We start from the raw sequence: 25,786 nt of genomic DNA, 5'->3' as shown, positions 1-25,786 counted from the left end.
TTATTTTCCAGGTCCAGGCCATACAGCCGGCAAAGGCTCCCCCGAGTCGCCGGCTTCTGAGCTTTTCCAACACAGTTAGTGGAGAGATCACCTTGGTAGAGTACGTAGTTTCCCTCGATAAGCTCGGCGTCCATGATGTAGAGCATGTGGGGGGCAAGAACGCATCCCTGGGCGAGATGATCAGTAACCTTGCAGGTGCCGGTGTATCGGTTCCCGGTGGCTTCGCCACGACAGCTCAGGCATATCGTGATTTCCTGGAACTGAGCGGTCTGAACGACCAGATCCACGCCGCCCTCGACGCGCTGGATGTCGACGATGTCAACGCCCTGGCCAAAACCGGCGCCCAGATCCGTCAATGGATCATGGAAGCCGAGTTCCCCGAGAAGCTCAACGCCGAGATCCGCACCGCGTTCGCCACGCTGTCGGCCGGCAACCCTGACATGGCCGTGGCCGTGCGCTCTTCCGCTACCGCCGAAGACTTGCCGGACGCTTCCTTCGCCGGCCAGCAGGAAACTTTCCTGAACATCCGTGGTGTCGAAAACGTTATTCGCGCCGCCAAAGAGGTGTTCGCCTCCCTGTTCAACGACCGTGCGATTTCCTACCGCGTCCACCAAGGCTTCGACCACAAGCTGGTTGCCCTGTCGGCCGGCGTGCAGCGCATGGTCCGTTCCGAAACCGGCACCGCCGGCGTGATGTTCACCCTCGATACCGAATCGGGCTTCCGTGACGTGGTGTTCATCACCGGCGCTTACGGCCTGGGTGAAACCGTCGTACAAGGCGCGGTGAACCCGGATGAATTCTATGTCCACAAAGGCACGCTGGAAGCCGGTCGTCCGGCCATCCTGCGTCGCAACCTAGGCAGCAAAGCGATCAAGATGATCTACGGCGAAGTGGCCACGGCCGGTAAATCGGTCAAGACCATCGACGTGGACAAGGCCGATCGTGCACGTTTCTGCCTGAGCGACGCTGAAGTCAGCGAGTTGGCCAAACAAGCAATGATCATCGAGAAGCACTACAAGTGCCCGATGGACATCGAATGGGCCAAAGACGGCGACGACGGCAAGCTCTACATCGTTCAGGCCCGTCCTGAAACCGTGAAGAGCCGCACCCAGGCCAACGTCATGGAACGTTACCTGTTGAAAGAAACCGGCACCGTGCTGGTGGAAGGTCGTGCCATCGGCCAGCGCATCGGCGCCGGCAAGGTGCGGATCATCAAGGACGTGTCCGAGATGGACAAAGTCCAGCCGGGCGACGTTCTGGTTTCCGACATGACCGACCCGGACTGGGAACCGGTCATGAAGCGCGCCAGCGCCATCGTCACCAACCGTGGCGGTCGTACCTGCCACGCGGCGATCATCGCTCGCGAGCTGGGTATCCCGGCCGTGGTCGGTTGCGGCAACGCCACCCAGCTGTTGAAAGACGGCCAGGGCGTGACTGTTTCCTGCGCTGAAGGCGACACCGGTTACATCTTCGAAGGCGAACTGGGCTTCGACATCAAGAAAAACTCCGTGGATGCCATGCCGGATCTGCCGTTCAAGATCATGATGAACGTCGGCAACCCGGACCGCGCCTTCGACTTCGCGCAGCTGCCGAACGCCGGTGTGGGCCTGGCCCGCCTGGAATTCATCATCAACCGCATGATCGGCGTACACCCCAAAGCACTGTTGAACTACGACGGCCTGCCGCAAGAAATCAAGGACAGCGTCGACAAGCGCATCGCCGGTTACGACGACCCGGTCGGCTTCTATGTCGAGAAACTGGTCGAGGGTATCAGTACCCTGGCGGCAGCGTTCTGGCCGAAAAAGGTCATCGTGCGTCTGTCGGACTTCAAGTCCAACGAATACGCGAACCTGATCGGCGGCAAGCTCTACGAGCCGGAAGAAGAGAACCCGATGCTGGGCTTCCGTGGCGCTTCGCGTTACATCAGCGAATCGTTCCGCGACTGCTTCGAGCTCGAATGCCGCGCCCTCAAGCGCGTGCGCAATGAGATGGGCCTGACCAACGTCGAAATCATGGTGCCGTTCGTTCGCACCCTGGGCGAAGCGAGCCAGGTGGTCGATCTGCTGGCCGAAAACGGTCTGGCCCGTGGCGATAACGGTTTGCGCGTGATCATGATGTGCGAACTGCCGTCCAACGCGATCCTGGCTGAAGAGTTCCTCGAGTTCTTCGACGGCTTCTCCATCGGCTCCAACGACCTGACTCAGCTGACACTGGGCCTGGACCGTGACTCCGGGATCATCGCGCACCTGTTCGACGAGCGTAATCCTGCGGTCAAGAAGCTGCTGGCCAATGCTATTCAGGCCTGCAACAAGGCCGGCAAGTACATTGGTATCTGCGGCCAGGGCCCTTCGGACCACCCGGACCTGGCCAAGTGGCTGATGGATCAGGGTATCGAAAGCGTTTCGCTGAACCCCGATTCCGTGCTCGAAACCTGGTTCTTCCTGGCTGAGGGTCAGGCTTCGGTCTGATTCGTGAATGAAGCCTCGGTCCAGTGTTAGTGTGGGTCGAGGCTTTAAGACTCAAGTAGGGCGGGCTCCTCTGGATGCCGCCCTTTTTTGTGCAAGAGCTTATGCAAAGCAGCAGCAACCTATTTCCTGTCGCCCTGATCAGCGCCGAGCGGCGCGGTGATCTGAGCGAAGACGTCTATCGTTTGAAACCCGGTAACAGCCCCGACGGCACCGTCGAACTGGCTGTGACACGCCTGGGTCTGGCCGATGAGCCGGCGGTGCGTGGCGTGCCGGTGATTCTGTTGCACGGCAGCTTTTCCAATCGACGGTTCTGGTTCTCTCCCAAAGGTTTGGGGCTGGGGGCTTATCTGACGCGTCTGGGATTCGATGTGTGGATCCCGGAAATGCGCGGTCATGGGCTGTCTCAGCGCAACCAGGACTATCGCAAGAACCGCGTCGCCGACTACGCGCGTTACGATTTGCCGGCCATTGGCGCGTTCGTGCGCGAGCAAAGTGGGCAAGTCCCACACTGGATCGGTCATTCGCTGGGCGGGATTACCTTGGCGGCGGCGCTGGGCGGTGAATACATAGGCGAGCCTGTCGTCGCATCTGCGGCGTTTTTCGGCACGCAGGTCAGCCGCACCTACTGGCCCTTGAAGTTTCCGCCGGTGGAATGGAGCGGGCGCTTCATTCTCAAGCGCTTTGCCCAACTGTCAGGTTCCCGGCTCAAGCGCGGCCCGGAGGATGAGCCGATAGGCCTGGCCCTGGAAAGCATGCGCTGGTACGGGCTGTTCGGGCGTTTTGGCGATGCCGACAAGGATTGGTGGGCGGGTTTGGCCGAGGTTCAGTTGCCGGTGCTGGCCGTGAGCGCCGCGGGTGATCATCAGGACCCGACCTGGGCCTGCCGCAAGCTGTTCGATCAGGTCGGCTCCGAGCACAAGCAGTTCATTACCCTTGGCCGCGAGCAAGGCTTTGGCGATAATTTCGGTCATGTGGAGATGCTTGTCAGCAAGGCTGCGCAGACTGAAGTCTGGCCGTTGGTGGCACGTTGGCTGGCGGATCAACAGACGCCCTTGCTGGGTGGAAAGCCGGATTTGGACGCGGCCGTGTGAGCCTGATGCTCTAACAAGGGCATTTCGCTCTGAACGGCTTGCGGCTAAGATATGACGCATTAAGCGGTTCTGGTCACTTTTGGTGATTGATTCGATCGGCGCGTTTGCGGCCGTTCAGCCTTGGTCCGCGTATGCTGCCTACTCGATTGTCTTCCTTCTTACAGGAGTTTCTCGATGAACCATTACATCACGCCTGACCTATGCGACGCCTACCCGGAGTTGGTACAGGTGCTGGAACCGATGTTCAGCAATTTCGGTGGCCGTGATTCTTTCGGTGGCGAAATCGTGACCATCAAATGTTTCGAAGATAATTCGCTGGTCAAGGAGCAAGTCGCGCTCAAGGGTAACGGTAAAGTGTTGGTGGTGGACGGTGGCGGTTCCCTGCGCCGCGCGCTGTTGGGCGACCTGCTGGCCGAGAAAGCCGCCAATAACGGTTGGGAAGGGCTGGTGATCTACGGTTGCATCCGCGACGTTGACGTCATCGCGCAAACCGATCTGGGGGTTCAGGCGCTGGCCAGTCACCCGATGAAAACTGACCGGCGCGGTGTTGGTGAACTCAATATTGCCGTGACCTTCGCGGGTGTGACCTTCCACCCGGGTCACTATGTTTATGCGGACAACAACGGCGTGATCGTTTCGCCGAGCCCGCTGAAGATGCCTGAATAAAGCGCGTTTCATTAAAGGGGTGAGGATGTTCGAGGAAGAAAACGCGCAGTGGGGGCTGGTGCATGCCCTGGTGCTGGACGGTAAAGGCGGTGCGCGTTCGATAGCCCGGACAGAACTCGATGACTTGCAACTGCAGGCCCATGAAAGCCTGTGGCTGCATTGGGATCGCAGTCATCCGCAAACCCAGACCTGGCTGCGTAAATACAGCGGTCTGAGTGAATTTAGTTGCGACTTGTTGCTGGAAGAGAACACCCGACCGCGTCTTTTGCCGCTGCCGAACTCCGAGCTGTTGCTGTTTCTGCGCGGGATAAACCTCAATCCAGGTGCCGAGCCGGAAGACATGGTCTCGGTGCGGATCTTCGGTTCGGCCCAGCGGGTGATTTCCCTGCGTCTGCGGCCGTTGCGCGCCACCGATGAGTTGTTGGTGCAGCTGGCCGAAGGCAAAGGGCCAAGAACCGCTTCCGAACTGATCCTTTATATGGCGCAATACCTCACCAACAAAGTGCAGGATCTGGTCAGTTGCCTCTCGGAAATCGTCGATGAGGAAGAAGAAAAGCTGGATACCGACGAACGGTATACGCCGGAGCATGGGGCGGTTTTGCAAATCCGTCGCAGAGCGGCCGCGCTGAAACGGTTTCTGGCACCTCAACGGGATATTTTCGGTCAGCTGACGCGGATAAAACTCCCGTGGTTCGTTGAAGACGATGGCGATTACTGGAACGAATTGAACAACAGCCTGACCCGTTATCTCGAGGAGCTGGAATTGACCCGGGAGCGCGTAGGGCTGGTCCTGGAGGCCGAAGACCGGCGTCTGAGCGTGCGCATGAATCGCACGATGTACCGCTTCGGGATCATCACCGGGATCTTTTTGCCGATGAGTTTTCTGACTGGTCTTTTGGGTATCAACGTCGGCGGCATTCCGTTCTCCACCAGCCCTTATGGCTTCCTGATCGCCTGCTTGCTGGCAGGCTCGGTAGCGCTGGGGCAGTGGTGGCTATACCGACGTTTGCGCTGGTTCTGATGATGAGTCATGTGACCCGAGCAAATTTGACCGCGTCTTTCACAGATATCACGAGAGGTGCGTATGCACGATCCGTTTGAACAGTCTTTGCGTGACATGCTCAAAGCTTCGCCGTCCAGCCGTGACGACGATGCTTGCCTGGGGCGCGTGCTGAAAACCGCCAACCGCCAGGTCGGTGCCGGCGATCTGTTCAGCCTGCTGGGCCGTTGGCTGCCCGCGCTGATGATCGCCCTGAATAACGGGTCGGCCCATGTCGCGCCGGTCTCCCGTCTTCGTAAACCTTCCGCTCGCACTGCTGATAAGGCTGATTGAATATGGAACTTGACCTCTGGACTCAGAGCCTCGTCACTGCAATGACTGCGTTATGGACCAAAGTTGCGAACTTCATTCCGAACCTGTTTGGCGCACTGGTTGTGCTGCTATTGGGTTTTGTCGTGGCCAAACTGCTGGACACGCTGCTCTCCAAATTGCTCGCCAAACTGGGCCTCGATCGCCTGATGGGCGGTACCGGGCTCACCAAATTGCTGTCCCGAGCGGGCCTTCAAGTGCCTATCTCGACATTGATCGGCAAGATCGTTTATTGGTTCGTTCTGCTGATTTTTCTGGTTTCGGCCGCAGAATCACTTGGACTTGAGCGAGTTTCGGCTACGCTGGACATGTTGGCGCTGTATTTGCCGAAAGTATTTGGCGCGGCGCTGGTGCTGCTGGTGGGTGTTTTGCTGGCGCAACTGGCCAATGGGCTGGTGCGTGGCGCGGCAGAAGGCGTAGGTCTTGATTACGCCGCAGGCCTGGGGAGAATTGCCCAGGGCCTGGTGATCATCATCAGTATTTCGGTTGCGATCAGCCAGTTGGAGGTCAAAACTGACCTGCTCAACCATGTGATCGTGATCGTTTTGATTACCGTTGGTCTGGCGGTTGCGCTGGCCATGGGCTTGGGAAGCCGGGAAATTGCCGGTCAGATTCTTGCGGGAATCTATGTGCGTGAGTTGTATCAGGTTGGGCAACAAGTGCGTGTGGGTGAGGTCGAAGGTCAGATCGAAGAGATCGGCACGGTTAAAACCACCGTGCTGACCGATGAGGGTGAGCTAGTCTCTCTCTCGAATCGGTTTCTCTTGGAGCAGCATGTGAGTAGCCGCTAACCCGGCAAATCCTGCTAATGTATGCCGCCGCAAAATGTCCTGAAGGATTGCGGCGGACATTGACCTGACTGTCGGCCAGACTTGTTTTGAATAAAGCTCAATCGCTCTCCACGCGCTACGACCCCCGCGAGCTCTCTGATGAGGAGTTGGTCGCGCGCTCGCATACCGAGCTGTTTCACGTAACGCGCGCTTATGAAGAACTGATGCGGCGTTACCAGCGAACATTATTTAACGTTTGTGCACGGTATCTTGGGAACGATCGTGACGCAGATGATGTCTGTCAGGAAGTGATGTTGAAGGTGCTCTACGGCCTGAAGAACTTCGAGGGGAAATCGAAGTTCAAGACATGGCTATATAGCATCACGTACAACGAGTGCATCACGCAGTATCGGAAAGAACGGCGAAAGCGTCGCTTGATGGACGCTTTGAGTCTGGACCCCCTCGAGGAAGCATCTGAAGAAAAGATGCCGAAACCCGAGGAGAAGGGCGGACTTGATCGCTGGCTGGTGTATGTGAACCCGATCGACCGTGAAATTCTGGTGCTACGATTTGTCGCAGAGCTGGAATTTCAGGAGATCGCAGACATAATGCACATGGGTTTGAGTGCAACAAAAATGCGTTACAAACGCGCTCTAGACAAATTGCGTGAGAAATTTGCAGGCATTGCTGAAACTTAGTTCGGCGCAAATATCTCTTACGTGTAGGCAAGTTCTGATAGACTTGCCGCCGAGTTGTCCCCCGGTTTGCGGGACTGCTTCACAATCACCAGATGGGGATTTAACGGATGAAACTGAAAAACACCTTGGGCTTGGCCATTGGTTCTCTTATTGCTGCCACTTCGTTCGGCGCTCTGGCACAAGGCCAAGGCGCAGTTGAAATCGAAGGCTTCGCTAAGAAAGAAATGTTCGATAGCGCTCGTGACTTCAAGAACAACGGCAACCTGTTCGGCGGTTCGATCGGTTACTTCCTGACCGACGACGTTGAACTGCGTCTGGCCTACGACGAAGTGCACAACGCACGTGCCGAAGATGGCCGTAACATCAAGGGCTCCAACACCGCTCTGGATGCTCTGTACCACTTCAACAACCCGGGCGACATGCTGCGTCCGTACGTATCGGCTGGCTTCTCCGACCAAAGCATTGGTCAGAACGGCAAAAGCGGTCGTAACGGTTCCACCTTCGCCAACGTTGGCGGCGGTGCCAAGCTGTACTTCACCGACAACTTCTACGCCCGTGCTGGCGTTGAAGCTCAGTACAATATCGACCAGGGCGACACCGAGTGGGCTCCTAGCGTTGGTATCGGTGTGAACTTCGGTGGCGGCTCCAAGCCTGCTGCTGCTCCAGTTCCAGCACCAGCTGAAGTCTGCGCCGACAGCGACAACGATGGCGTTTGCGACAACGTTGACAAGTGCCCGGACACCCCAGCCAACGTAACTGTTGATGCTGATGGCTGCCCAGCAGTTGCTGAAGTTGTTCGTGTTGAGCTGGACGTGAAGTTCGACTTCGACAAGTCGGTAGTCAAGCCTAACAGCTACAGCGACATCAAAAACCTGGCTGACTTCATGAAGCAGTACCCATCCACCACTACTACTGTTGAAGGTCACACTGACTCCGTCGGTCCTGACGCTTACAACCAGAAACTGTCCGAGCGTCGTGCAAACGCCGTTAAGAACGTTCTGACCAACCAGTACGGTGTTGAATCTTCCCGCGTTCAGTCTGTTGGCTACGGCGAATCCCGCCCAGTTGCTGACAACAAAACTGACGCTGGTCGCGCTGTAAACCGTCGCGTAGAAGCGCAGGTTGAAGCTAGCGCTAAGTAATTAGCTCGCAGCTCTGGAAAAGCCCGGCTTAGGCCGGGCTTTTCTTTGTCTGCGATTTGGGTTTCAGCGAGGGTTTGGCGGTGTTCCGAAAGGATCGCAGCCTGCGGCAGCTCCTACAGGGATCGCATTTCAAATGTAGGAGCTGCCGCAGGCTGCGATTTTCGAGTCCTATAGGGATAAACGTCGAACCACTGTAGGAGCTGCCGAAGGCTGCGATCTTTTGATCTCATCACAGGCCGCCACCGCGCCGATTACCAAAATCGCCGGACTCTTGAGCTGGAAGCTGCAGGCATCGTCTTCCATGGCCGCCAAGTCGCTCCGACATTCCCGTTGGTGCGGCAGGGAAGCATTTTCGATCATCGCCACAGGCGTATCAGCCGCCATTCCTCCGGCCAGCAGTTGCTCGCGAATTTCACTGAGCTTCGCCACGCCCATGTAGATCACCAGCGTGGTGCCTCCTTGAGCCAGGGCCTGCCAGTTCAAGCTGCTGTCATCCTGAGTGTGTGCCGTGACCAGTGTCACCCCACGCGCAACACCCCTCAGCGTCAGCGGAATATCGCATTGGGTCGCGCCGGCAAGGCCAGCGGTGATGCCATTGACCAGCTCAACCTCGACGCCACGCTCGCGCAGCCACTGCGCTTCTTCACCGCCGCGCCCGAAGATGCACGGATCACCGCCCTTGAGCCGCACCACGCATTTGCCGTGGCGGGTATAGCGCAACATCAGGCGATGAATGAAGGCTTGAGGCGTGGAGCGACAGCCGCCGCGCTTACCCACAGGAATAATGCGCGCGTTCGGGCAATGCTCCAGCACCGCGTCATTGACCAGATCGTCGATCAACACCACGTCCGCTTCGCGCAACGCTCGGACCGCCTTGAGGGTCAGCAATTCAGGGTCGCCAGGACCCGCACCCACCAGCCAGACTTTTGCGCTCATAGTGTTTTCCTCACGAGATGTCGGCGACTGGCTGCGCAGTGGCAGCCAGCAAACGCTTGATTTCCGGAACGCAGGAGCCGCATTGCGTGCCGCAGCCCAGTTCTTGTTTCAAACCCTGCAAATCCAGACCACGGCTGATGCCGGCACATACCGCGTTCTGGCTGACGTTCATGCAGTTGCACAGGGTTTTGGTGCCCGATGCCGGACCGCCAGCGCTGCCCGGTGGCGCACTCAAGGGCGCCAGCAGCGAACGGCGTAGTTGTTCGTCGGCACGACCTTCGAGCCACAGGCTTTGCAGCCAGTGCTGAGCGAGGGTTTCACCGGCCAGACGAATCGCGGTGATCCGGCCATTCTCGATTCGTATCCGCTTGCCGATCGAGCGCCGAGGATCGTCATAGGCCAATACCGGACCGTCGTTAAGCTCCAGGCATTGATCGATATCACGCAATAGTTGCGGCTCTGGCGCGGTGGCGCTGGCGGCGCGTATCAGCAATGCAGGGCGTTCGCGGCCGGCAAGGCTGAGGCTTGCGTAGGAAAACGCTTCGCAGAGCGGTCGCAGCGTCTCCAAGTGCTGTTGAACATCACCCTCTATCAGGGCGAAAAGCTGCCAGGGCAATTGCACAGGCTCGAGTCGCACACCGCTGTGTTTGAGTTCCGGTTGTTTCGACAATGGGTCGAAGGCGGGAAGGGTGAGGGTATTCACGCCGCCCTTGAAAAAGCGGTCACCCCAATGCATTGGCAGAAATGCCTGGCCCGGACGTACGCTGTCGTCGCTGCTGACCGGCACGATCACCGAGCCCCGGCGACTTGTCAGATTGATCAGATCGCCCGGTTGCAGGCGATGCCGACGCAGTTCATCCGGGTGCAGGCTCAACACGGCTTCGCTGACATGGCCGAACAACTGCGCGGCGGTACCGGTGCGGCTCATGCCGTGCCACTGATCGCGCAGGCGGCCGGTGATCAGGGTCAGCGGGAAGCGCGCATCGCGTTGCTCCTTGGCGGCGCGATACGGGTCGGTCACGAACTGTGCACGCCCACTGGCGGTCGGGAAAATTCCGTCGAGATACAGCCGCGCCGTGCCTTCTCGGGCTCCGGCGGGGAAGGGCCATTGCTGCGGACCGAGCTGGTCGATCAATTCATGGCTGATCCCGGACAGGTCGAGGTCGCGGCCGCGAGTCAGGTGTTTGTATTCGTCGAAGACCTGCGCCGGGGTTTCAAAGGCAAACAGGCTGGTTGCTCCAGGGCGCAGAATTTTTTCCAGGCGCTGTGCGAAATCCACGGTAATTGCCCAGTCGGGCCGTGCTTCACCGGGTGCGCCAATGGCCTGACGGACGTGGGAAATGCGCCGTTCGGAGTTGGTGACCGTGCCGTCCTTTTCACCCCAACTGGCGGCGGGCAGTAGCAGGTCGGCGAACGCGGCGGTTTCGGTGGTGCGAAACGCTTCCTGCAATACCACGAATGGGCAGGCTTGCAGTGCCTCGCGCACAGCGGTCTGATCCGGCAACGACTGCGCGGGGTTGGTGCAGGCGATCCACAGGGCTTTGATCTTGCCGCTGCGCATCTGCTCGAACAGTTCGATGGCCGTCAGCCCGGTGTTCGTGGGCAGTTGATCAACGCCCCAGTAGTCGGCCACTTGCGCGCGGTGTTCGGCATTGGCTGCTTCGCGATGGCCTGGCAGCAGGTTCGACAAACTGCCGGTTTCCCGGCCGCCCATGGCATTCGGCTGACCAGTCAGCGAGAAAGGTCCTGCACCGGGCCGGCCGATTTGTCCGGTGGCCAGGTGCAGGTTGATCAGCGCGCTGTTCTTCGCGCTGCCGGCGGTGGACTGATTCAGCCCCATGCACCACAGCGACAGAAAGCTTGGTGAAGTGCCGACCCATTCCGCGCATTGATGCAGTTGCTCGACGCTGATGCCACAGAGTTGCGAAACCATTGTCGGGGTGTAATCACGCACCAGGTTTTTCAGCTTGGTGAGGCCTTCGGTGTGGGCCTTGATGAAATCGCGGTCGACCCAGTCTTCCCACAGCAACAGGTGCAAAATTCCATGGAACAAGGCGACATCGGTACCGGGCAGAATCGCCAGATGCAGGTCAGCCAAATCGCAAGTGTCGGTGCGCCGTGGGTCGATGACGATGACTTTCATCTGTGGGCGGCGGGATTTGGCTTCTTCCAGGCGACGAAACAGTATCGGGTGGGCGTAGGCCATATTGCTGCCGACGATCATCACGCAGTCGCTCAATTCCAGGTCTTCGTAGTTGCAGGGCGGAGCGTCGGCACCGAGGCTGCGCTTGTAGCCGACCACCGCCGAAGACATGCACAGCCGCGAATTGCTGTCGATGTTGTTGGTGCCCACCAGCGCTCGCGCCAGTTTGTTGAAGGCGTAGTAATCCTCGGTCAGCAATTGCCCGGAGATATAGAACGCAACGCTGTCCGGGCCATGCTCGGCGATGGTTTCGGCGAAGACGCTGGCGGCGTGATCGAGAGCAGTGTCCCAGTCGGTGCGGCTGCGGGCCAGGCCTTTGCCCAGGCGCAGTTCCGGGTACAACGCCCGTGCCGCCAGGTCGCCAGTCAGGTGCAGGGTCGAACCTTTACTGCACAATTTGCCGAAGTTGGCCGGGTGCGCCGGATCGCCGCTGACGCCGAGGATGCGCTCGCCGTCGTGTTCGATCAGCACGCCGCAGCCGACCCCGCAGTAGCAGCAGTTGGAGGCGGTGATTTGACGGTCCATCAGCTTGCTTCCCGTAAGGCGAGCAGCACCTGGCCGTCCTCGACCCGTGCCGAGTGATGGTGGGCGCAGCCGACATCCGGGGCCTGGGCCTCGCCGGTTTCCAGGTCGATCTGCCAGTTGTGCAGCGGGCAGGCCACTCGTTTGCCTGTGTCACCGAGGGCCTGCTCCATGGATGAAGAGACGCCGAACATCAGGTGATCGCGGATTTGCCGAATATCATGGTTCTCACGAATCTGCCGGAAATACCAACCGCCATCTGCCGTATCGCCGTACAGACAGGCGCCGACCAGCACGTCATCCTTGATCACCAGTTTTTTGTAGACCCCGCCGATCGGGTCGGAGAGGGTGATGGTCTCGGTGCCTTCGCCGCCCATGAAGTCGCCGGCGGAAAACAGGTCGATTCCGGTGACTTTCAATTTGGTCGAAGTCACCGAACCCTTGTAGGTGGCGAAACCCAGTTGCGCGAGGTGATTGGCGCAGACCTTGGCCTGTTCGAACAGCGGCGCGACCAGACCGTAAGCGATGCCACGGTGGCTGGCGCATTCGCCGATGGCGTAGACCCGAGGGTCGTAGGTTTGCAGGGTGTCGTTGACCAGAATCCCGCGGTTGCACGGGATACCGGATTTTTCCGCGAGCTCGGTATTCGGGCGAATACCGGCGGCCATCACCACCAGGTCGGCAGGGATGATGTCGCCGTTCTTGAACTGCACCGAGCCGACCCGGCCATTGCCGGCGTCGTGCAGGGCCTGGGTCTGTTCGCACAGGCGGAAATGCAGGCCACGTGCTTCCAGGGCGGTTTGCAGGAGTTGGCCACTGGTTTTGTCCAGTTGCCGTTCCAGCAGCCATTCGCCGATGTGCACCACGGTGACGTGCATGCCGCGCAGCATCAGGCCGTTGGCAGCTTCAAGACCCAGCAGGCCGCCGCCGATGACCACGGCGTGTTTGTGGGTCTTGGCGGCGTCGATCATCGCTTGGGTGTCGGCAATGTCGCGATAGCCGATCACGCCCTGCAGGGTATTGCCGGGGATCGGCAGGATGAACGGGGTCGAGCCGGTGGCAATCAGCAGGCGGTCGTATTCGGCCTCGGTGCCGTCTTCGGCGATAACCCGGCGTTTGACCCGGTCGATCTCCACCACTTTGCGGTTGAGCAGCAGCTTGATGTCGTTTTCCAGGTACCAGTCCAGATCGTTGAGCACGATCTCTTCGAACGTCTGTTCGCCGGCCAGCACGGGAGACAACAGGATGCGGTTGTAGTTGGTATGAGGTTCGGCGCCGAAGACCGTGATGTCGTACAGCTCATTACTCAGCTTGAGCAGTTCTTCGAGGGTACGAACCCCGGCCATGCCGTTGCCGATCATCACCAGTTTTAGTTTTTTCATCAGGTTCTCCGGGGAGCTCGGGCCTGCCTCATCAGGGCATTCAGGCCTTGCTCGACAAAATTTGCGCAAACAAAAAAAGGCGTCCCGCTAGTTAACTAGCGAGGACGCCTTTGTCCTTGTCCCGTTCTCTCGGGCAGCGCAGCCTTCTACGTTGAAGGTTGGGCTTTATGTATGGTGGGGAAGGTAATGCAGTGGTTGTGCCAAGTCGCACAAATGCCGAATTTATGGGCTCTCAGCGTGGGAAGAGGGAGTTTGTGTGCACCGGTTCAAGGCGCGACGCCCGGTTTTGAAGCAGAAAAAGATCAAAAGATCGCAGGCTGCGCCAGCTCCTACAGGGGATCGTGGGCCACCCGTAGGAGCTGGCGCAGCCTGCGATCTTTTGATCTTCTGGTCAGTCATGAAACAGCAAAAACAGCAGCACCAGATTCACCAGCAACGACACCAGCGCCAACGTCCGCCAGACTTTCAACGGTTCGCGTTCCAGCAACGGTCTGGGGCGCACGCTCAAACTGCGTCGTTCTCCCTGTTCCAGTAGCAACAACCATTCTTCCGCCGTTTCAAAACGCTGATCCGGAGCCGCCGCCACCGCGCGCTCCAGACTTTGCGCGATCCATTCCGGCAGGTCGGGCCGGTAGCGGCTGGCGCTGACAGGCACACCAAACCGAGGGCGCTGGAACGCTTCGATTTCGCCGTAGGGATAATGCCCGGTCAGCAGGTAATACAAGGTCACGCCGACCGCATACAAATCCTGTTGTGGTGTAGGAACGTCACCTCGAAAGGCTTCCGGCGCGATATAGCTGGGCGTTCCGGGCAAGGCGCAAGCTTGGTCTTCGGACAGCCCGGGGCAGTAGGCGAGACCGAAATCCAGCAGGCGCAACTCGCCGTCGTCCCCCAGCAGCAGGTTCTCCGGTTTGATATCGCGATGCAGAATCTGCCGTCGATGCAACATGCCGATGGCCCGCAGCAGGCGTTCGGCCAGGTCCAGCCATTGAGCCAATGGCAGCGTTGCGACACGCTCATGCAGCTCAGCCAAGGTCGACCCGGAATATTCCCGCATCACATAGTACAAATGCTGACGCTGACTGGCGGCATGGACTTCAGGAAAATGCCGCCCGGCCACACGCTTGAGAAACCATTCCTCCGACAACAATGCCTGCCCGGCCTGGTGATCGTCACGGAGCGCACCGGGTAAGGTTTTCAGCAGCCAGGGCTGTTGTTGTGCGTCGCGTACCCGGTAGAGCAGCGATTGCTGGCTCTGGCCGAGGATCCCTTCGACCTGCCAGCCTTCGAAAGTCTGGCCCGGCTTCAGCGCGGGCGGGAGTGGCCATTGCTGCAGATGAATCAGTGCGTCGCCAATGCTGGTTTCACCGAGGGCATCGACCCGCACCAGCAGGGCGCTGGCATTGTCCTGACTGCCGGCCAGGTGCGCGGCGTTGACCAATGTCTGCGCGGCACTGTTCAGGTCGGGTTGATCGCGCAGAATTGCCGCAATGGCCGTGTCGCCCAGCACGGCCCAGATGCCGTCGCTGAGCAGCACGAAACTCTCGTTCAGGCGCAGTTCGCCATCGAGAAAGTCCAGCACCAGGTGTTGATCCAGCCCCAGGGCCCGCTTAAGCACATGCTGCATGCCCGGCTGGTCCCAGACGTGATCCTCACTCACCCGTTGCAACGTGTCGGCGTGCCAGCGATAAACCCGGCAATCGCCGACATGAGCCAGGGTGAAACGCCGGCCGCGCATCACCAAGGCACTGACCGTGGTCAGCAGCGGTTGCCCGCCGCCGTTAGCCTGCAACCAGCGATTTTGCGCCAGTAGCAGACGGTCCAGTGCCTGGGCGACACCCCAGGTTTCCGGGGTGGCGTAGTAGTCCAGCGCCAGCGCCTGCAAGGTCGAACGGGCGGCGAGCCCACCATCGGCACATTGGCTGACGCCGTCGGCGATGGCGAATAGGTAACCCTTGCTTGCCGCCAGCGCCGGGGCCGGAGTGACCAGGCGCAGAGCGTCCTGGTTTTCCTCGCGGGGGCCGATGGCGCTGTGTTCGGCAAAACTCAGTTGCAGGCTCATTCAGTCCTCATACCCGTGCAGCGGTGACGGCTGCCGAACCCCAAGTGGTTCTCCAGCGACGCTTCACCCCATGCAGACCGAACCAGGCAAGTACGCCGAGGCTGGCAAACAACCACAAGGCCAGTTGATAGCTGCCAGTGCTTTGCTTGATTGCGCCCATGCCGGCTGCCAATGCGAAGCCACCGATGCCGCCGGCCATGCCGATCAGCCCGGTCATCACACCAATCTCCCGGCGAAAACGCTGCGGGACCAACTGGAATACTGCACCGTTGCCTGCACCCAAACCGAGCATGGTGCAGACGAAAAGCGCCAACGCGGCGTAGGAACTCGGCAGATTGAAACCCACTGTCGCGATGCAGATTGCCGCCACGGTGTACATCGCCAACAAGGTGCGAATCCCGCCGAAGCGATCCGCCAGCGCGCCGCCCAACGGACGCATCAGGCTGCCACCGAATACACAAGCAGCAGTGTAGTAGCCGGCGGTCACCGGGCTCAGGCCGTATTGGTCGTTGAAGTAGCCGGGCAGGGCGCTGGCCAGACCGATGAAGCCACCAAAGGTCACGCTGTAGAAAAACATGAACCACCAGCTGTCGCGATCACCCAGAGCCTTGAAGTAGTCGGACATGGACTTGGCTTTCGGCCGTTCAGGTGCATTCTTGGCCAGCCAGGCGAAGACGATCAGGGTCAGGATCAGCGGGATCAGGGCGAAGCCGAACACGTTGCTCCAGCCAAACGCGGCAGCCAGCACCGGGGCGATCAGGGCGGCGAGCACGGTGCCCGAGTTACCGGCACCGGCGATGCCCATGGCTTTGCCTTGGTGCTGAGGCGGATACCATTGCGAGGCCAATGGCAGGGCGACGGCGAAGGACGCACCGGCCATGCCGAGGAACAGGCCCAGCAACAGCGCTTGCTCGTAACTGTGAATGCCGACTTTCCAGGCGACGAACAGGGCGCAAATGACGATCACCTGGCCGATTATCCCGGCGGTTTTTGGCGACAGGCGATCAGCCAGCAGGCCCATCGCAAAGCGCAATACGGCCCCGGCCAGAATCGGCGTGGCCACCATCAGCCCGCGCTGTTGGGTGGTCAGCTGCAGGTCAGCGGCGATCTGTACCGCCATTGGGCCGAGAAGGTACCAGACCATGAAGCTCAGATCGAAATAGAGGAAGGCTGCGAACAGGGTCGGGGTATGGCCGGATTTCCAGAAGCTTGAATTCATCGCGCACCTCAGCTGTCAGGCGTATCAAGAAGGAGTCATGAGCTTGCAGGTGGGGCGCCGCAACGGCCGCACCACCAGCCCCGGTCTCTGGGGCCAAAACGGAAAAACGCCGCTACCCGATCCGCCAAGGGGAGGCGAATGAGGTGAGCGACGTCTTTGTCGTAGGTGGGGCAACCGCCGTTGGTTACCTTGCAGGGATTTACGTAGCGAGATTTGTGCCAACACGTCAGATCGGGGTTGTGGCCATTCGCGGGCAAGCCTCGCTCCTACAAGTTTTGTGTCGTTTACAACATCTGAATTCCACAAACCTGTAGGAGCGAGGCTTGCCCGCGAAGGCGTCAGCACTGGCTCCGCAAGGCTTCAGCCAAGCAACTCACTCATGGCAATAATCTGCTCCGCCACCTGGATCAGCTTCTGCTGGCGGCTCATGGCCTGGCGGCGCATCAGGGTGTAGGCCTCTTCTTCGTTGCAGTCCTTCATCTTCATCAGCAGCCCCTTGGCCAACTCGATGCGCTTGCGCTCGGCCAGTTGCTGGTCGCGGGCGTGCAGTTGCGCGCGCAGGGCCTGGTCGCTTTCAAAGCGCGCCATGGCCACGTCGAGAATCGGCTGCAAGCGTTGTGCGTGAATGCCTTCGACGATGTAGGCACTGACGCCGGACTTGATCGCCCGGCGCATCACGTCGGGGTCGTGTTCGTCGGTGAACATCACAATGGGCCGTGGTTGGTCACGGGTCACCAGCACCACTTGCTCCATCACATCGCGGCTCGGTGACTCGGTATCGATCAGGATCACGTCCGGGCGCACCGTTTCGACGCGCGCGGGCAGGTCGATGGTCAGGCCGGACTCGTCGATGACCTCAAACCCGGCTTCGGTCAGGGCCGCTTTCAGACGCCCGACTTTTTTCGCAGTGTCATTGATCAGCAGGATACGCAACATATTCGCAGGCTCCTGTCAGCGGCTGGCGAGAAGGGGAGCACTGTCGCTCATGGCATGCAGGGTGAAGCTGCGGGCATAGCCGGCCGGGTCCGAGCCGTCCCAGACTTTGCCGTCGATCAGTTGACTGCTGCGCATTTCCTGACTCCGGGCGGGCACGCCGACAGCGGTGGCGGCCTCACGGTATAAGTCTAGTTGCTGGACCTGCCGGGCCACGCCGAGGTAATCCGGGTCGTCACGCAACAAACCCCAACGCCGGAACTGGGTCATGAACCACATACCGTCGGATAAATACGGCAAATTGACCTCGCCATCGCGGTGGAAACGCATGGCGTGCGGGTCTTGCCAGCGATTGCCCAAACCATCGGCATAGTCACCGAGCAAGCGTGGTTCGATGCAGTCCAGCGGTGCATCCAGATACTCAGGCGCACTCAACAGTTGCGCGGTGCTACGGCGATTTTCGCCGCTGGCTTCGATGAATCGGCTGGCTTCGAGGATCGCCATCACCAATGCCCTTGCGGTGTTGGGGTATTGCTCGACAAAGGCGCGGGTGCAGCCGAGGACTTTTTCCGGGTGATCGGGCCAGATCGTCTGGCTGGTGGCCATCGTAAACCCGAGATTCTGCTGCACCGCACTGGCCGCCCACGGCTCGCCGACACAGAAACCGTCGATGCGCCCGGCTTGCAGGTGCGCGACCATTTGCGGCGGCGGCACCACCACGCTGTCGACATCCTGCAATGGATGAATGCCCTGGCTCGCGAGCCAGTAATACAGCCACATGGCGTGGGTGCCCGTAGGAAATGTCTGGGCGAAGGTCAGTTTTGGGCGACTTTGGTGCACATGCCGGTCCAATGCTTCAGGACTGGTCACGCCCAACGCCTGCAAGCCGTGGGAGAGGTTGATGCTCTGACCGTTCTGGTTCAGGCCCATGAGCACGGCCATGTCGGTGGAGGCTACGCCGCCGATGCCCAGATGCACCGCATAAATCAGGCCGTACAGGCTGTGGGCGGCGTCGAGTTCGCCGCTGACCAGTTTGTCCCGCAGGTTGGCCCAGGATGACTGGCGCTTGAGGTTCAGGGTCAGGCCGTAGGGTTGGGCGAAACCCTGAGTCGCGGCAACCACCATTGAGGCGCAGTCGCTCAGGGCCATGAAGCCGAGGTTGATTGCGGTTTTTTCCGGGGCATCGCTGCCATTGACCCAGGCCAGTGGGCCGGCTGATGGTTCGTTCATCGATTTCGCACCTTCCAAAAAAAGCGTCGTCCCAAGGCCTTTGCGTGAGCAAAGCCGGGTGACGACGCCATTGTCCTTCCACTCATCCCGCCGTTGGCATGAGTGCTGATGCTTGTGACGGTGCAAGGCATATGCCATCGCTGGCTGATTTTATTGCGCGCCTCGCGTGAAGCCCTGATGCGCGGCTATAATCGCCGCCTCTCATCGCCAACCGAGTCAAGCCTGCCCATGTACACCCTGGCCCGTCAGCTGTTGTTCAAACTTTCCCCGGAAACCTCCCACGATCTGTCCCTGGACCTGATTGGCGCGGGCGGGCGTTTGGGCCTCAACGGCTTGCTGTGCAAGGCACCGGCGAAACTGCCGGTGACGGTCATGGGCCTGGAGTTCCCGAACCCGGTGGGTTTGGCGGCCGGTCTGGACAAAAACGGCGCGGCAATCGACGGGTTTGCCCAATTGGGTTTCGGTTTCGTCGAAATCGGCACCATCACCCCGCGTCCGCAACCGGGCAACCCGAAACCACGGATTTTCCGCTTGCCGGACGCCGAGGCGATCATCAACCGCATGGGCTTCAACAACCTCGGTGTCGATCACTTGCTCGCTCGCGTGGCGGCAGCCAAGTACAAGGGCGTGCTGGGCATCAACATCGGCAAGAACTTCGATACGCCGGTTGAACGTGCGGTCGACGATTACCTGATCTGCCTGGACAAGGTCTATGCCCACGCCAGCTACGTGACGGTCAATGTCAGTTCGCCGAACACCCCGGGCCTGCGCAGCCTGCAATTCGGCGATTCGCTCAAGCAATTGCTCGCCGACCTGGCCACCCGCCGGGCGGAACTGGCCCTGCGCCACGGCAAACATGTTCCGCTGGCGATCAAGATCGCGCCAGACATGACCGACGAAGAAACCGCCCAAGTCGCTCAAGCGTTGATTGAAACCGGGATGGATGCGGTGATTGCCACCAACACCACCCTGAGCCGCGTTGGCGTCGAAGGCATGGAACATGGTGAGGAGGCGGGCGGTTTGTCTGGTGCACCGGTTCGCGACAAGAGCACTCATACGGTGAAAGTGCTGGCGACGGAACTGGGTGGTCGCTTGCCGATCATCGCTGTGGGCGGCATCACCGAAGGCAAGCACGCGGCTGAGAAAATTGCCGCGGGTGCGAGCCTGGTGCAGCTCTACTCCGGCTTCATCTACAAAGGCCCGGCGTTGATTCGTGAATCCGTAGACGCCATCGCGGCCCTGCGCTAACCCTTGTAGCAGCTGCCGAGCCTGCGAGGCTGCGTTCGGCGGCGCAGCCGTCGTAAACCCTGCATACACGGTGTACCTGTAACGCGGCGATGTCTGATTTCACGACGGCTGCGCCGCCGAACGCAGCCTCGCAGGCTCGGCAGCTGCTACAACGTTCGGTGTATGAGATGAAAGGACATAAAAAAGGGCTCCTCGAAGGAGCCCCTGGGCCGAAGCCCGCCGTCCGGATGGGACGTGCGTGGTTAAGTCGTTGCGTAATCAGATTGTCGTGTCGGAGTGTGTGCCCTGTATTAGCCGACGGCGTGAAGTTCGTTGAGTCTGTGGATTCCCGCAGTGCCGGTCATACCGTCCCAGTTGTCGCCGCGTCCTTCTCGCCAGCCATTGATCCAGGCTTGGCGTACCGACGGTAGAGTAAATGGGCAAAGCTCACGGGATTTACCACCAACGCCATATTGATATCCGCGCAAAAATGCTCTTTCCAACGGATCACGCTTAAGTCTTCTCATAGGGTGTTGCCCTCACTTGTTGACTGTATTTATCGCGTCGACCTCAATCGAGGTCAGGCAGAAAAATCCTGCCGTTGGTGGCTCGCTGCCGGCGTCGCGAGCCAAGGTGTTGACGCCGTTGCGACGTCAACCTGAGTTGAGTTCTAACCAATGCGTCACATCGAGGGAATGATCGTTTTGTCATAAGAACGTAACCATAAAGATGCTATGGCCATAAGTAACACGATATTTGTCCGGCGTTCCTTGGCCAAACCCCGGTATGATCGGGGCCTGCGCTAGATGGTAGAGGTAAGCCTTTAACGAGAATGACACCCGTTGCACTTGGGGATTATTCGACGAAGGGTCGACTTATGACATTTTGTTGCATCAACTTTTATATCTGTCCTGGCATCTAAGCTCTTTTAACCCCGAGCAGTCAGGGTGGGGACGGCACACCTTCGTGCCACGCGGGCGCTCTGTTAGAAAAGCGCCTGATTGAAAACCGGATCGGCAATGCGTTGCCGGTTCACTTAGCTAAAGGCTCTGGAATTACCATGTCCGATCGTTTCGAACTCTTCCTCACTTGCCCCAAAGGCCTTGAAGGCCTGCTTATCGAGGAAGCCGTCGGGCTTGGCCTTGAGGAAGCACGTGAGCACACCTCGGCTGTGCGCGGCATGGCCACCATGGAAACCGCCTATCGCCTGTGCCTGTGGTCGCGTCTGGCGAACCGGGTGCTGCTGGTGCTCAAGCGCTTCCCGATGAAGGACGCCGAAGACCTCTATCACGGCGTGCTGGATATCGAGTGGCAAGACCACATGCTCAACGATGGCACCCTGGCCGTCGAGTTCAGCGGTCACGGTTCGGGCATCGATAACACGCACTTCGGCGCCTTGAAGGTCAAAGACGCCATCGTCGATAAACTGCGTACTCCGCAAGGCGACCGTCCGTCGATCGACAAGCTCAACCCGGACCTGCGCATTCACCTGCGCCTGGACCGTGGCGAAGCGATTCTGTCCCTCGACCTGTCCGGTCACAGCCTGCACCAGCGCGGTTATCGCTTGCAGCAAGGCGCGGCGCCGCTGAAGGAAAACCTCGCGGCCGCGATTCTGATCCGTTCCGGCTGGCCACGGATTGCCGCCGATGGCGGCGCGCTGGCTGACCCGATGTGCGGTGTTGGTACGTTCCTGGTCGAAGCAGCGATGATCGCCGCCGACATGGCGCCGAACCTGCGTCGCGAGCAATGGGGCTTCACCGCTTGGCTCGGCCACGTGCCGGCGCTGTGGAAAAAACTCCACGAAGAAGCCACCGAACGCGCTGCGGCTGGCCTGGCCAAGCCACCGCTGTGGATTCGCGGTTACGAAGCTGACCCACGCCTGATTCAACCGGGCCGCAATAACGTCGAACGTGCCGGCCTGAGCGAGTGGATCAAGATCTACCAGGGCGAAGTCGCGACGTTCGAGCCGCGGCCGGACCAGAACCAGAAAGGCCTGGTGATCTGCAACCCGCCGTACGGCGAGCGTCTGGGCGATGAGGCGAGCCTGCTCTACCTCTACCAGAATCTCGGCGAACGTCTGCGTCAGGCGTGCCTGAACTGGGAAGCGGCGGTATTCACCGGCGCCCCGGACTTGGGCAAGCGCATGGGCATCCGCAGCCACAAGCAGTATTCGTTCTGGAACGGCGCCTTGCCGTGCAAATTGCTGCTGATCAAGGTCACGCCGGACCAGTTCGTCACCGGCGAGCGTCGTACTCCGGAACAGCGCCAGATCGAGCGCGAACAGGCCGAGTCCGATGCACCGTCGAACATCGAAGCGCCGGGCAAGTACGAGAAGTACAACAAGAATGGCAACCCGATCAAACCGGCCCCGGTGGTGATCGAGCAACCGCGCTTGAGCGAAGGCGGGCAGATGTTTGCCAACCGCCTGCAAAAGAACCTCAAGGCCCTCGGTAAGTGGGTCAAGCGTGAAGGCATCGACTGCTACCGCGTCTATGATGCCGACATGCCGGAATATTCCATGGCCATCGACCTGTATCACGACTGGGTCCACGTTCAGGAATACGCCGCGCCGAAATCCATCGATCCGGAAAAAGCCTCGGCGCGGATGTTCGATGCCCTGGCGGCGATCCCGCAGGCGTTGAACATCGACAAGAACCGCGTGGTAGTCAAACGTCGCGAGCGTCAGAGCGGCACCAAGCAGTACGAGCGTCAGGCAGCACAGGGCAAGTTCGTCGAGGTCAACGAAGGCGGCATCCAGCTGCTGGTGAACCTCACCGACTACCTCGACACCGGCCTGTTTCTCGACCACCGGCCGATGCGCATGCGGATTCAGAAAGAGGCAGCCGGCAAGCGCTTCCTCAACCTGTATTGCTATACCGCGACCGCCAGCGTTCATGCGGCCAAGGGTGGCGCGCGCAGCACCACCAGCGTCGACTTGTCGAAAACCTATCTGGATTGGGCGCGGCGTAACCTGTCGCTGAACGGTTTCTCCGACAAGAACCGTCTGGAGCAGGGTGATGTGATGGCTTGGCTCGATGCCTGCCGTGACGAGTACGACCTGATCTTCATCGACCCGCCGACCTTCTCCAACTCCAAGCGCATGGAAGGGATCTTCGACGTGCAGCGTGATCAGGTGCAGTTGATCGACCTGGCCATGGCGCGTCTGGCGCCGGGCGGGGTGTTGTACTTCTCCAACAACTTCCGCAAGTTCACGCTCGAGGAAAACCTTGCCGAGCGTTATGCCGTTGAAGAAATCACCGCCCAGACCATCGATCCGGATTTCGCCCGTAATGGCAAGATCCACCGTGCGTGGAAGATCACTGCTCGCTGATACTTGAGCCTGATTGGATCCAGAGCCTTGATTTTTAAAGGCTCTTGGGTTCTTTCAGTGCTGGTCAAATTAATGGCTAATAGCTATAACTCAACTCGTGGCCAATGGGCTTTTCCGGCACCTGGCGTTTTGAGTTGTATCTATGTCGTTGCACGCCGTGCGCCCCAAGATCCTGGGTTTTATCCGCGAAGATGTTTCGGCCTGGCTGGTCGCGCTGTTGGCATTGTTCGTCGGCGGGATTCTCACGGGGTTGCTGGCCTGGGCGACGTTCAATCAATTTCATCAGCAATTGCGGCAACGTTTTCAGCTGCTCGCCAGTGAACGTTACAGCCGTATCGAAGAACGTTTCGAAGATCAGGAGCAGCGCCTCGATGGCCTGCGCCGGTTCTTCGTCAATTCCGAATCGGTGTCCCGCGAGGAATTCGACGGTTACGCCAAACCTCTTTTGCGTCGCACCCAAGCCTACTCCTGGGCTCCCCGGGTTTCCCGCGCCGAACGCCCTCTACTTGAACGCGCGGTGCTTGAACAGGGTGTGAGCAATTTCATCTTTCGAGAACTCAACGCCGATGGTCAGTTGCAGCCAGCCGGCTTGCGAGATGAATACGTACCCGTGCTCTACACCCAAACCCAGAGCCGACTGCCCACGCCGCTGGGTTACGACCTGCTGGCCCAGCCCCTACGCCGTTCGACCCTGGAACGAGCCGATCGCAACGGCAACATGGCCGTGTCGCAACCGTTGCATCTGGTAGGCATCGAGCCGGCCTATTCGCGGGGTGTGTTGCTGGTAGCGCCAGTCAGTCGTCAGAACCTTCCGAATGCCGCACCCGCCGGCTATGTCATGGCGGTGATCAGCATGCGCCAGCTGCTGGCGGACGGGCTACCGGACGAGAATCATGACTCTCTCTCGGTGCGCATCCTCGACTTGTCCACCGATGATCAACACGAAGTGTTGTACGAGTCGACCAACACCGCGGGGGCCAGTGACTTGTCCTCCACGCGTTTGCTGCGTCTGGCCGACCATGATTATCAAGTGGATATGCGCCCCAGCGCTGCGTTCCTGAAAGCCAACCATTCCTCGGTAGCCAGCCTGGTGGTGCTCGGCGGTTTGCTCAGTTTGCTGCTCAGTGTGTTTCTCTATGTGCTGGTCAACCAGCGCCGGCGAGCGCTGAAGATGGTGGAGCAGCGGACCCAAGAGCTGCACGACCGTGAGCAAGAGTTGCGCGGCACGCATGGCCAGTTGCGCGGTGTGCTGGATGCCGCGACGCAGGTGGCAATCATCGCCACCGACTTGCGCGGGGTGATTAGCACCTTCAACGCCGGTGCAGAGCAAATGCTCGGTTATTCCAGTGCGCAGGTCGTAGGCCATATGACCCTGGAAAGTCTGCATCTGCCCCGGGAACTCGAAGCGCGCTCGGCGGAGTTGAGCGCGCGCTATGGCAAGCCGATCCCGACGTGTCAGGCGATGTTGGTCGAAGGCGGGGAAGAGGGCGGTCACGAAGCCCGGGAGTGGACGTTGGTCCGTCACGACGGCAGTCACGTGACGGTGAACATGCTGGCGACCCCGGTCCTCGACGAGCAAGGCTTGTGGGTCGGACACCTGGCGATTTGTATCGACATCACCGAGCGCAAGCGCGTCCACGAAGCGCTGGCGGCACGGGACCTGTTGTTGAAGAAACTCAGCGCCCATGTGCCCGGCGGAATCTACCAGTTCAAGATGGAATTCGATGGGCGCTTCAGCGTGATCTACGCCAGCGACGGCATCCGCGAAATCTACGAACTCGAGCCGGACGTGCTGTTGCTCAACGCCGAGGCGGTGTTCGCGCGGATTCATCCTCAGGATACGCGCCGGGTCCGCTTCTCGCTCCAGGCGTCGGCGGACAACCTCAGCCCATGGCGTGAGGAGTACCGCGTGCAATTGCCCGAGCGTGGTCTGCGTTGGGTCCGAGGCGAAGCGACGCCAGAGGAACTGCCCGGTGGCGGTGTGCTCTGGCATGGCTACATCTCTGACATTTCCGACCTCAAGCGTGTGGAAGAGGAATTGCGCGCACTGTCGGTGACCGACTCCCTGACCGGAATCCATAATCGTCGCTACTTCCAGGAGCGCTTGACCACCGAAATGGCCCGGGTCGAGCGCGGCGGTGGCGAGTTGTCGGTGATCATGCTCGACATCGATCACTTCAAGCGCATCAATGACCAGCATGGTCATGCGGTGGGCGATCGGGTGTTGCAGGCCGTGTGCGAGCGCATTGGCGGTCGCTTGCGGCGCACCGATGTGTTCTGTCGCCTGGGCGGCGAAGAATTCATGGTGCTCTGTCCGGATATCGACGGCGAACAGGCCCATGTGCTGGCCGTGGAGTTGTGGCAAGGGTTGCGCAGCGCGCCGATCGACGAGGTCGGGATAGTCACCGCGAGTTTCGGGATTGCCAGTTGGCGAGCCGGAGAGGGTGCGGATGCGCTGCTGTTGCGGGCTGACTCAGGGGTGTATGCGGCGAAGCAGGCGGGAAGGGATCGGGTTGAGGGGCAGATGAATTAACCCA

Annotated in this window: 18 protein-coding genes and 2 pseudogenes; 11 read left to right on the top strand and 9 right to left on the bottom strand. The window is 59.8% G+C overall.

All coding sequences use genetic code 11. The features are described from left to right. Positions 1-92 precede the first annotated feature (92 nt). The 8 genes from ppsA to NHU87_RS19415 all read left to right on the top strand — a co-directional run bounded on the left by ppsA (position 93) and on the right by NHU87_RS19415 (position 8,204). Positions 93-2,468, top strand: coding sequence for a phosphoenolpyruvate synthase (ppsA, locus tag NHU87_RS19450; RefSeq protein ID WP_253551696.1), 2,376 nt, complete (start codon positions 93-95; stop codon positions 2,466-2,468). A gap of 101 nt (positions 2,469-2,569) precedes the next feature. Continuing rightward, positions 2,570-3,559, top strand: coding sequence for an alpha/beta fold hydrolase (locus NHU87_RS19445; protein WP_253551694.1), 990 nt, complete (start codon positions 2,570-2,572; stop codon positions 3,557-3,559). 174 nt (positions 3,560-3,733) lie between these two features. Beyond that, positions 3,734-4,225 (top strand): ribonuclease E activity regulator RraA, encoded by a 492-nt coding sequence (gene rraA, locus NHU87_RS19440; protein ID WP_253551692.1) that lies wholly within the window; start codon positions 3,734-3,736, stop codon positions 4,223-4,225. Between the two features lie 25 nt (positions 4,226-4,250). Next, the gene (locus tag NHU87_RS19435; protein ID WP_253551689.1) at positions 4,251-5,246 is read left to right on the top strand and encodes a zinc transporter ZntB; all 996 of its coding nucleotides are present in this window, start codon (positions 4,251-4,253) and stop codon (positions 5,244-5,246) included. A gap of 63 nt (positions 5,247-5,309) precedes the next feature. Beyond that, positions 5,310-5,558 carry a hypothetical protein gene (locus NHU87_RS19430; RefSeq protein ID WP_038979914.1) on the top strand — a complete coding sequence of 83 codons (249 nt, stop codon included), beginning with the start codon at positions 5,310-5,312 and terminating at the stop codon, positions 5,556-5,558. 2 nt (positions 5,559-5,560) lie between these two features. Further along, the gene (locus NHU87_RS19425) at positions 5,561-6,385 is read left to right on the top strand and encodes a mechanosensitive ion channel family protein (RefSeq protein ID WP_253551686.1); all 825 of its coding nucleotides are present in this window, start codon (positions 5,561-5,563) and stop codon (positions 6,383-6,385) included. 86 nt (positions 6,386-6,471) lie between these two features. Continuing rightward, the gene (gene sigX, locus NHU87_RS19420) at positions 6,472-7,062 is read left to right on the top strand and encodes an RNA polymerase sigma factor SigX (RefSeq protein WP_032830573.1); all 591 of its coding nucleotides are present in this window, start codon (positions 6,472-6,474) and stop codon (positions 7,060-7,062) included. Positions 7,063-7,169: 107 nt separating this feature from the next. After that, positions 7,170-8,204 (top strand): OmpA family protein, encoded by a 1,035-nt coding sequence (locus NHU87_RS19415; protein WP_095634289.1) that lies wholly within the window; start codon positions 7,170-7,172, stop codon positions 8,202-8,204. A 168-nt stretch (positions 8,205-8,372) separates the two neighbouring features. Here NHU87_RS19415 and cobA read toward each other — a convergent pair whose 3' ends face one another. From cobA to NHU87_RS19375, 8 genes and pseudogenes are all read right to left on the bottom strand, one after another. Next, the gene (gene cobA / locus NHU87_RS19410) at positions 8,373-9,140 is read right to left on the bottom strand and encodes a uroporphyrinogen-III C-methyltransferase (RefSeq protein ID WP_253551684.1); all 768 of its coding nucleotides are present in this window, start codon (positions 9,138-9,140) and stop codon (positions 8,373-8,375) included. A 10-nt stretch (positions 9,141-9,150) separates the two neighbouring features. Next, positions 9,151-11,868, bottom strand: a complete 2,718-nt coding sequence (locus tag NHU87_RS19405; RefSeq protein ID WP_253551682.1) for a nitrate reductase — start codon at positions 11,866-11,868, stop codon at positions 9,151-9,153. Beyond that, positions 11,868-12,014 (bottom strand): annotated as a pseudogene (locus NHU87_RS19400) (nitrite reductase small subunit NirD); the annotation flags it as partial. The gene NHU87_RS19405 and the pseudogene NHU87_RS19400, both read right to left, overlap by 1 nt. Beyond that, positions 12,012-13,247, bottom strand: a pseudogene (locus tag NHU87_RS19395) (NAD(P)/FAD-dependent oxidoreductase); the annotation flags it as partial. The pseudogenes NHU87_RS19400 and NHU87_RS19395, both read right to left, overlap by 3 nt. Before the next feature lie 391 nt (positions 13,248-13,638). Continuing rightward, a complete protein-coding gene (locus NHU87_RS19390) occupies positions 13,639-15,309 on the bottom strand; it encodes a bifunctional protein-serine/threonine kinase/phosphatase (protein WP_253551679.1) in 1,671 nt (556 codons plus the stop codon). A gap of 7 nt (positions 15,310-15,316) precedes the next feature. Further along, positions 15,317-16,528, bottom strand: coding sequence for a nitrate/nitrite transporter (locus NHU87_RS19385; RefSeq protein WP_253551677.1), 1,212 nt, complete (start codon positions 16,526-16,528; stop codon positions 15,317-15,319). A 360-nt stretch (positions 16,529-16,888) separates the two neighbouring features. Beyond that, positions 16,889-17,464: an ANTAR domain-containing response regulator gene (locus tag NHU87_RS19380; protein WP_008006986.1), complete on the bottom strand. Its 576-nt coding sequence runs from the start codon at positions 17,462-17,464 to the stop codon at positions 16,889-16,891. 15 nt (positions 17,465-17,479) lie between these two features. Beyond that, on the bottom strand, positions 17,480-18,691 hold the full coding sequence (locus tag NHU87_RS19375) for a CmpA/NrtA family ABC transporter substrate-binding protein (protein WP_253551675.1): 1,212 nt from the start codon (positions 18,689-18,691) through the stop codon (positions 17,480-17,482). 228 nt (positions 18,692-18,919) lie between these two features. On the opposite strand from NHU87_RS19375, the gene NHU87_RS19370 reads away from it, so the two are divergent. Then, the gene (locus tag NHU87_RS19370; RefSeq protein WP_253551806.1) at positions 18,920-19,939 is read left to right on the top strand and encodes a quinone-dependent dihydroorotate dehydrogenase; all 1,020 of its coding nucleotides are present in this window, start codon (positions 18,920-18,922) and stop codon (positions 19,937-19,939) included. Between the two features lie 290 nt (positions 19,940-20,229). On the opposite strand, the gene rmf is transcribed toward NHU87_RS19370, so the two are convergent. Further along, complete coding sequence (gene rmf, locus NHU87_RS19365; protein ID WP_003223300.1) at positions 20,230-20,445, bottom strand: ribosome modulation factor; 216 nt, start codon at positions 20,443-20,445, stop codon at positions 20,230-20,232. 533 nt (positions 20,446-20,978) lie between these two features. Here rmf and rlmKL point away from each other — a divergent pair. Together rlmKL and NHU87_RS19355 are read left to right on the top strand one after the other, a co-directional pair. Next, positions 20,979-23,249, top strand: a complete 2,271-nt coding sequence (rlmKL, locus tag NHU87_RS19360; protein ID WP_253551673.1) for a bifunctional 23S rRNA (guanine(2069)-N(7))-methyltransferase RlmK/23S rRNA (guanine(2445)-N(2))-methyltransferase RlmL — start codon at positions 20,979-20,981, stop codon at positions 23,247-23,249. A 142-nt stretch (positions 23,250-23,391) separates the two neighbouring features. Next, positions 23,392-25,782, top strand: coding sequence for a sensor domain-containing diguanylate cyclase (locus NHU87_RS19355; RefSeq protein WP_253551671.1), 2,391 nt, complete (start codon positions 23,392-23,394; stop codon positions 25,780-25,782). Positions 25,783-25,786 lie beyond the last annotated feature (4 nt).

Source organism: Pseudomonas mandelii (assembly GCF_024138395.1).
In the GTDB taxonomy this organism is placed as follows: domain Bacteria; phylum Pseudomonadota; class Gammaproteobacteria; order Pseudomonadales; family Pseudomonadaceae; genus Aquipseudomonas; species Aquipseudomonas mandelii_E.
The sequence above is the reverse complement of the archived record's forward strand: the minus strand, read 5'-3'. Positions and strand labels throughout refer to the sequence as shown.

Coding starts and splice junctions, on each gene's coding strand:
- NHU87_RS19445 (WP_253551694.1), top strand. CDS start 2,570: ATGCAAAGCAGCAGCAACCTATTTCCTGTCGCCCTGATCAGCGCCGAG.
- rraA (WP_253551692.1), top strand. CDS start 3,734: ATGAACCATTACATCACGCCTGACCTATGCGACGCCTACCCGGAGTTG.
- NHU87_RS19435 (WP_253551689.1), top strand. CDS start 4,251: ATGTTCGAGGAAGAAAACGCGCAGTGGGGGCTGGTGCATGCCCTGGTG.
- NHU87_RS19430 (WP_038979914.1), top strand. CDS start 5,310: ATGCACGATCCGTTTGAACAGTCTTTGCGTGACATGCTCAAAGCTTCG.
- NHU87_RS19425 (WP_253551686.1), top strand. CDS start 5,561: ATGGAACTTGACCTCTGGACTCAGAGCCTCGTCACTGCAATGACTGCG.
- NHU87_RS19415 (WP_095634289.1), top strand. CDS start 7,170: ATGAAACTGAAAAACACCTTGGGCTTGGCCATTGGTTCTCTTATTGCT.
- cobA (WP_253551684.1), bottom strand. CDS start 9,140: ATGAGCGCAAAAGTCTGGCTGGTGGGTGCGGGTCCTGGCGACCCTGAA.
- NHU87_RS19405 (WP_253551682.1), bottom strand. CDS start 11,868: ATGGACCGTCAAATCACCGCCTCCAACTGCTGCTACTGCGGGGTCGGC.
- NHU87_RS19390 (WP_253551679.1), bottom strand. CDS start 15,309: ATGAGCCTGCAACTGAGTTTTGCCGAACACAGCGCCATCGGCCCCCGC.
- NHU87_RS19385 (WP_253551677.1), bottom strand. CDS start 16,528: ATGAATTCAAGCTTCTGGAAATCCGGCCATACCCCGACCCTGTTCGCA.
- NHU87_RS19380 (WP_008006986.1), bottom strand. CDS start 17,464: ATGTTGCGTATCCTGCTGATCAATGACACTGCGAAAAAAGTCGGGCGT.
- NHU87_RS19375 (WP_253551675.1), bottom strand. CDS start 18,691: ATGAACGAACCATCAGCCGGCCCACTGGCCTGGGTCAATGGCAGCGAT.
- NHU87_RS19370 (WP_253551806.1), top strand. CDS start 18,920: ATGTACACCCTGGCCCGTCAGCTGTTGTTCAAACTTTCCCCGGAAACC.
- rmf (WP_003223300.1), bottom strand. CDS start 20,445: ATGAGAAGACTTAAGCGTGATCCGTTGGAAAGAGCATTTTTGCGCGGA.
- rlmKL (WP_253551673.1), top strand. CDS start 20,979: ATGTCCGATCGTTTCGAACTCTTCCTCACTTGCCCCAAAGGCCTTGAA.
- NHU87_RS19355 (WP_253551671.1), top strand. CDS start 23,392: ATGTCGTTGCACGCCGTGCGCCCCAAGATCCTGGGTTTTATCCGCGAA.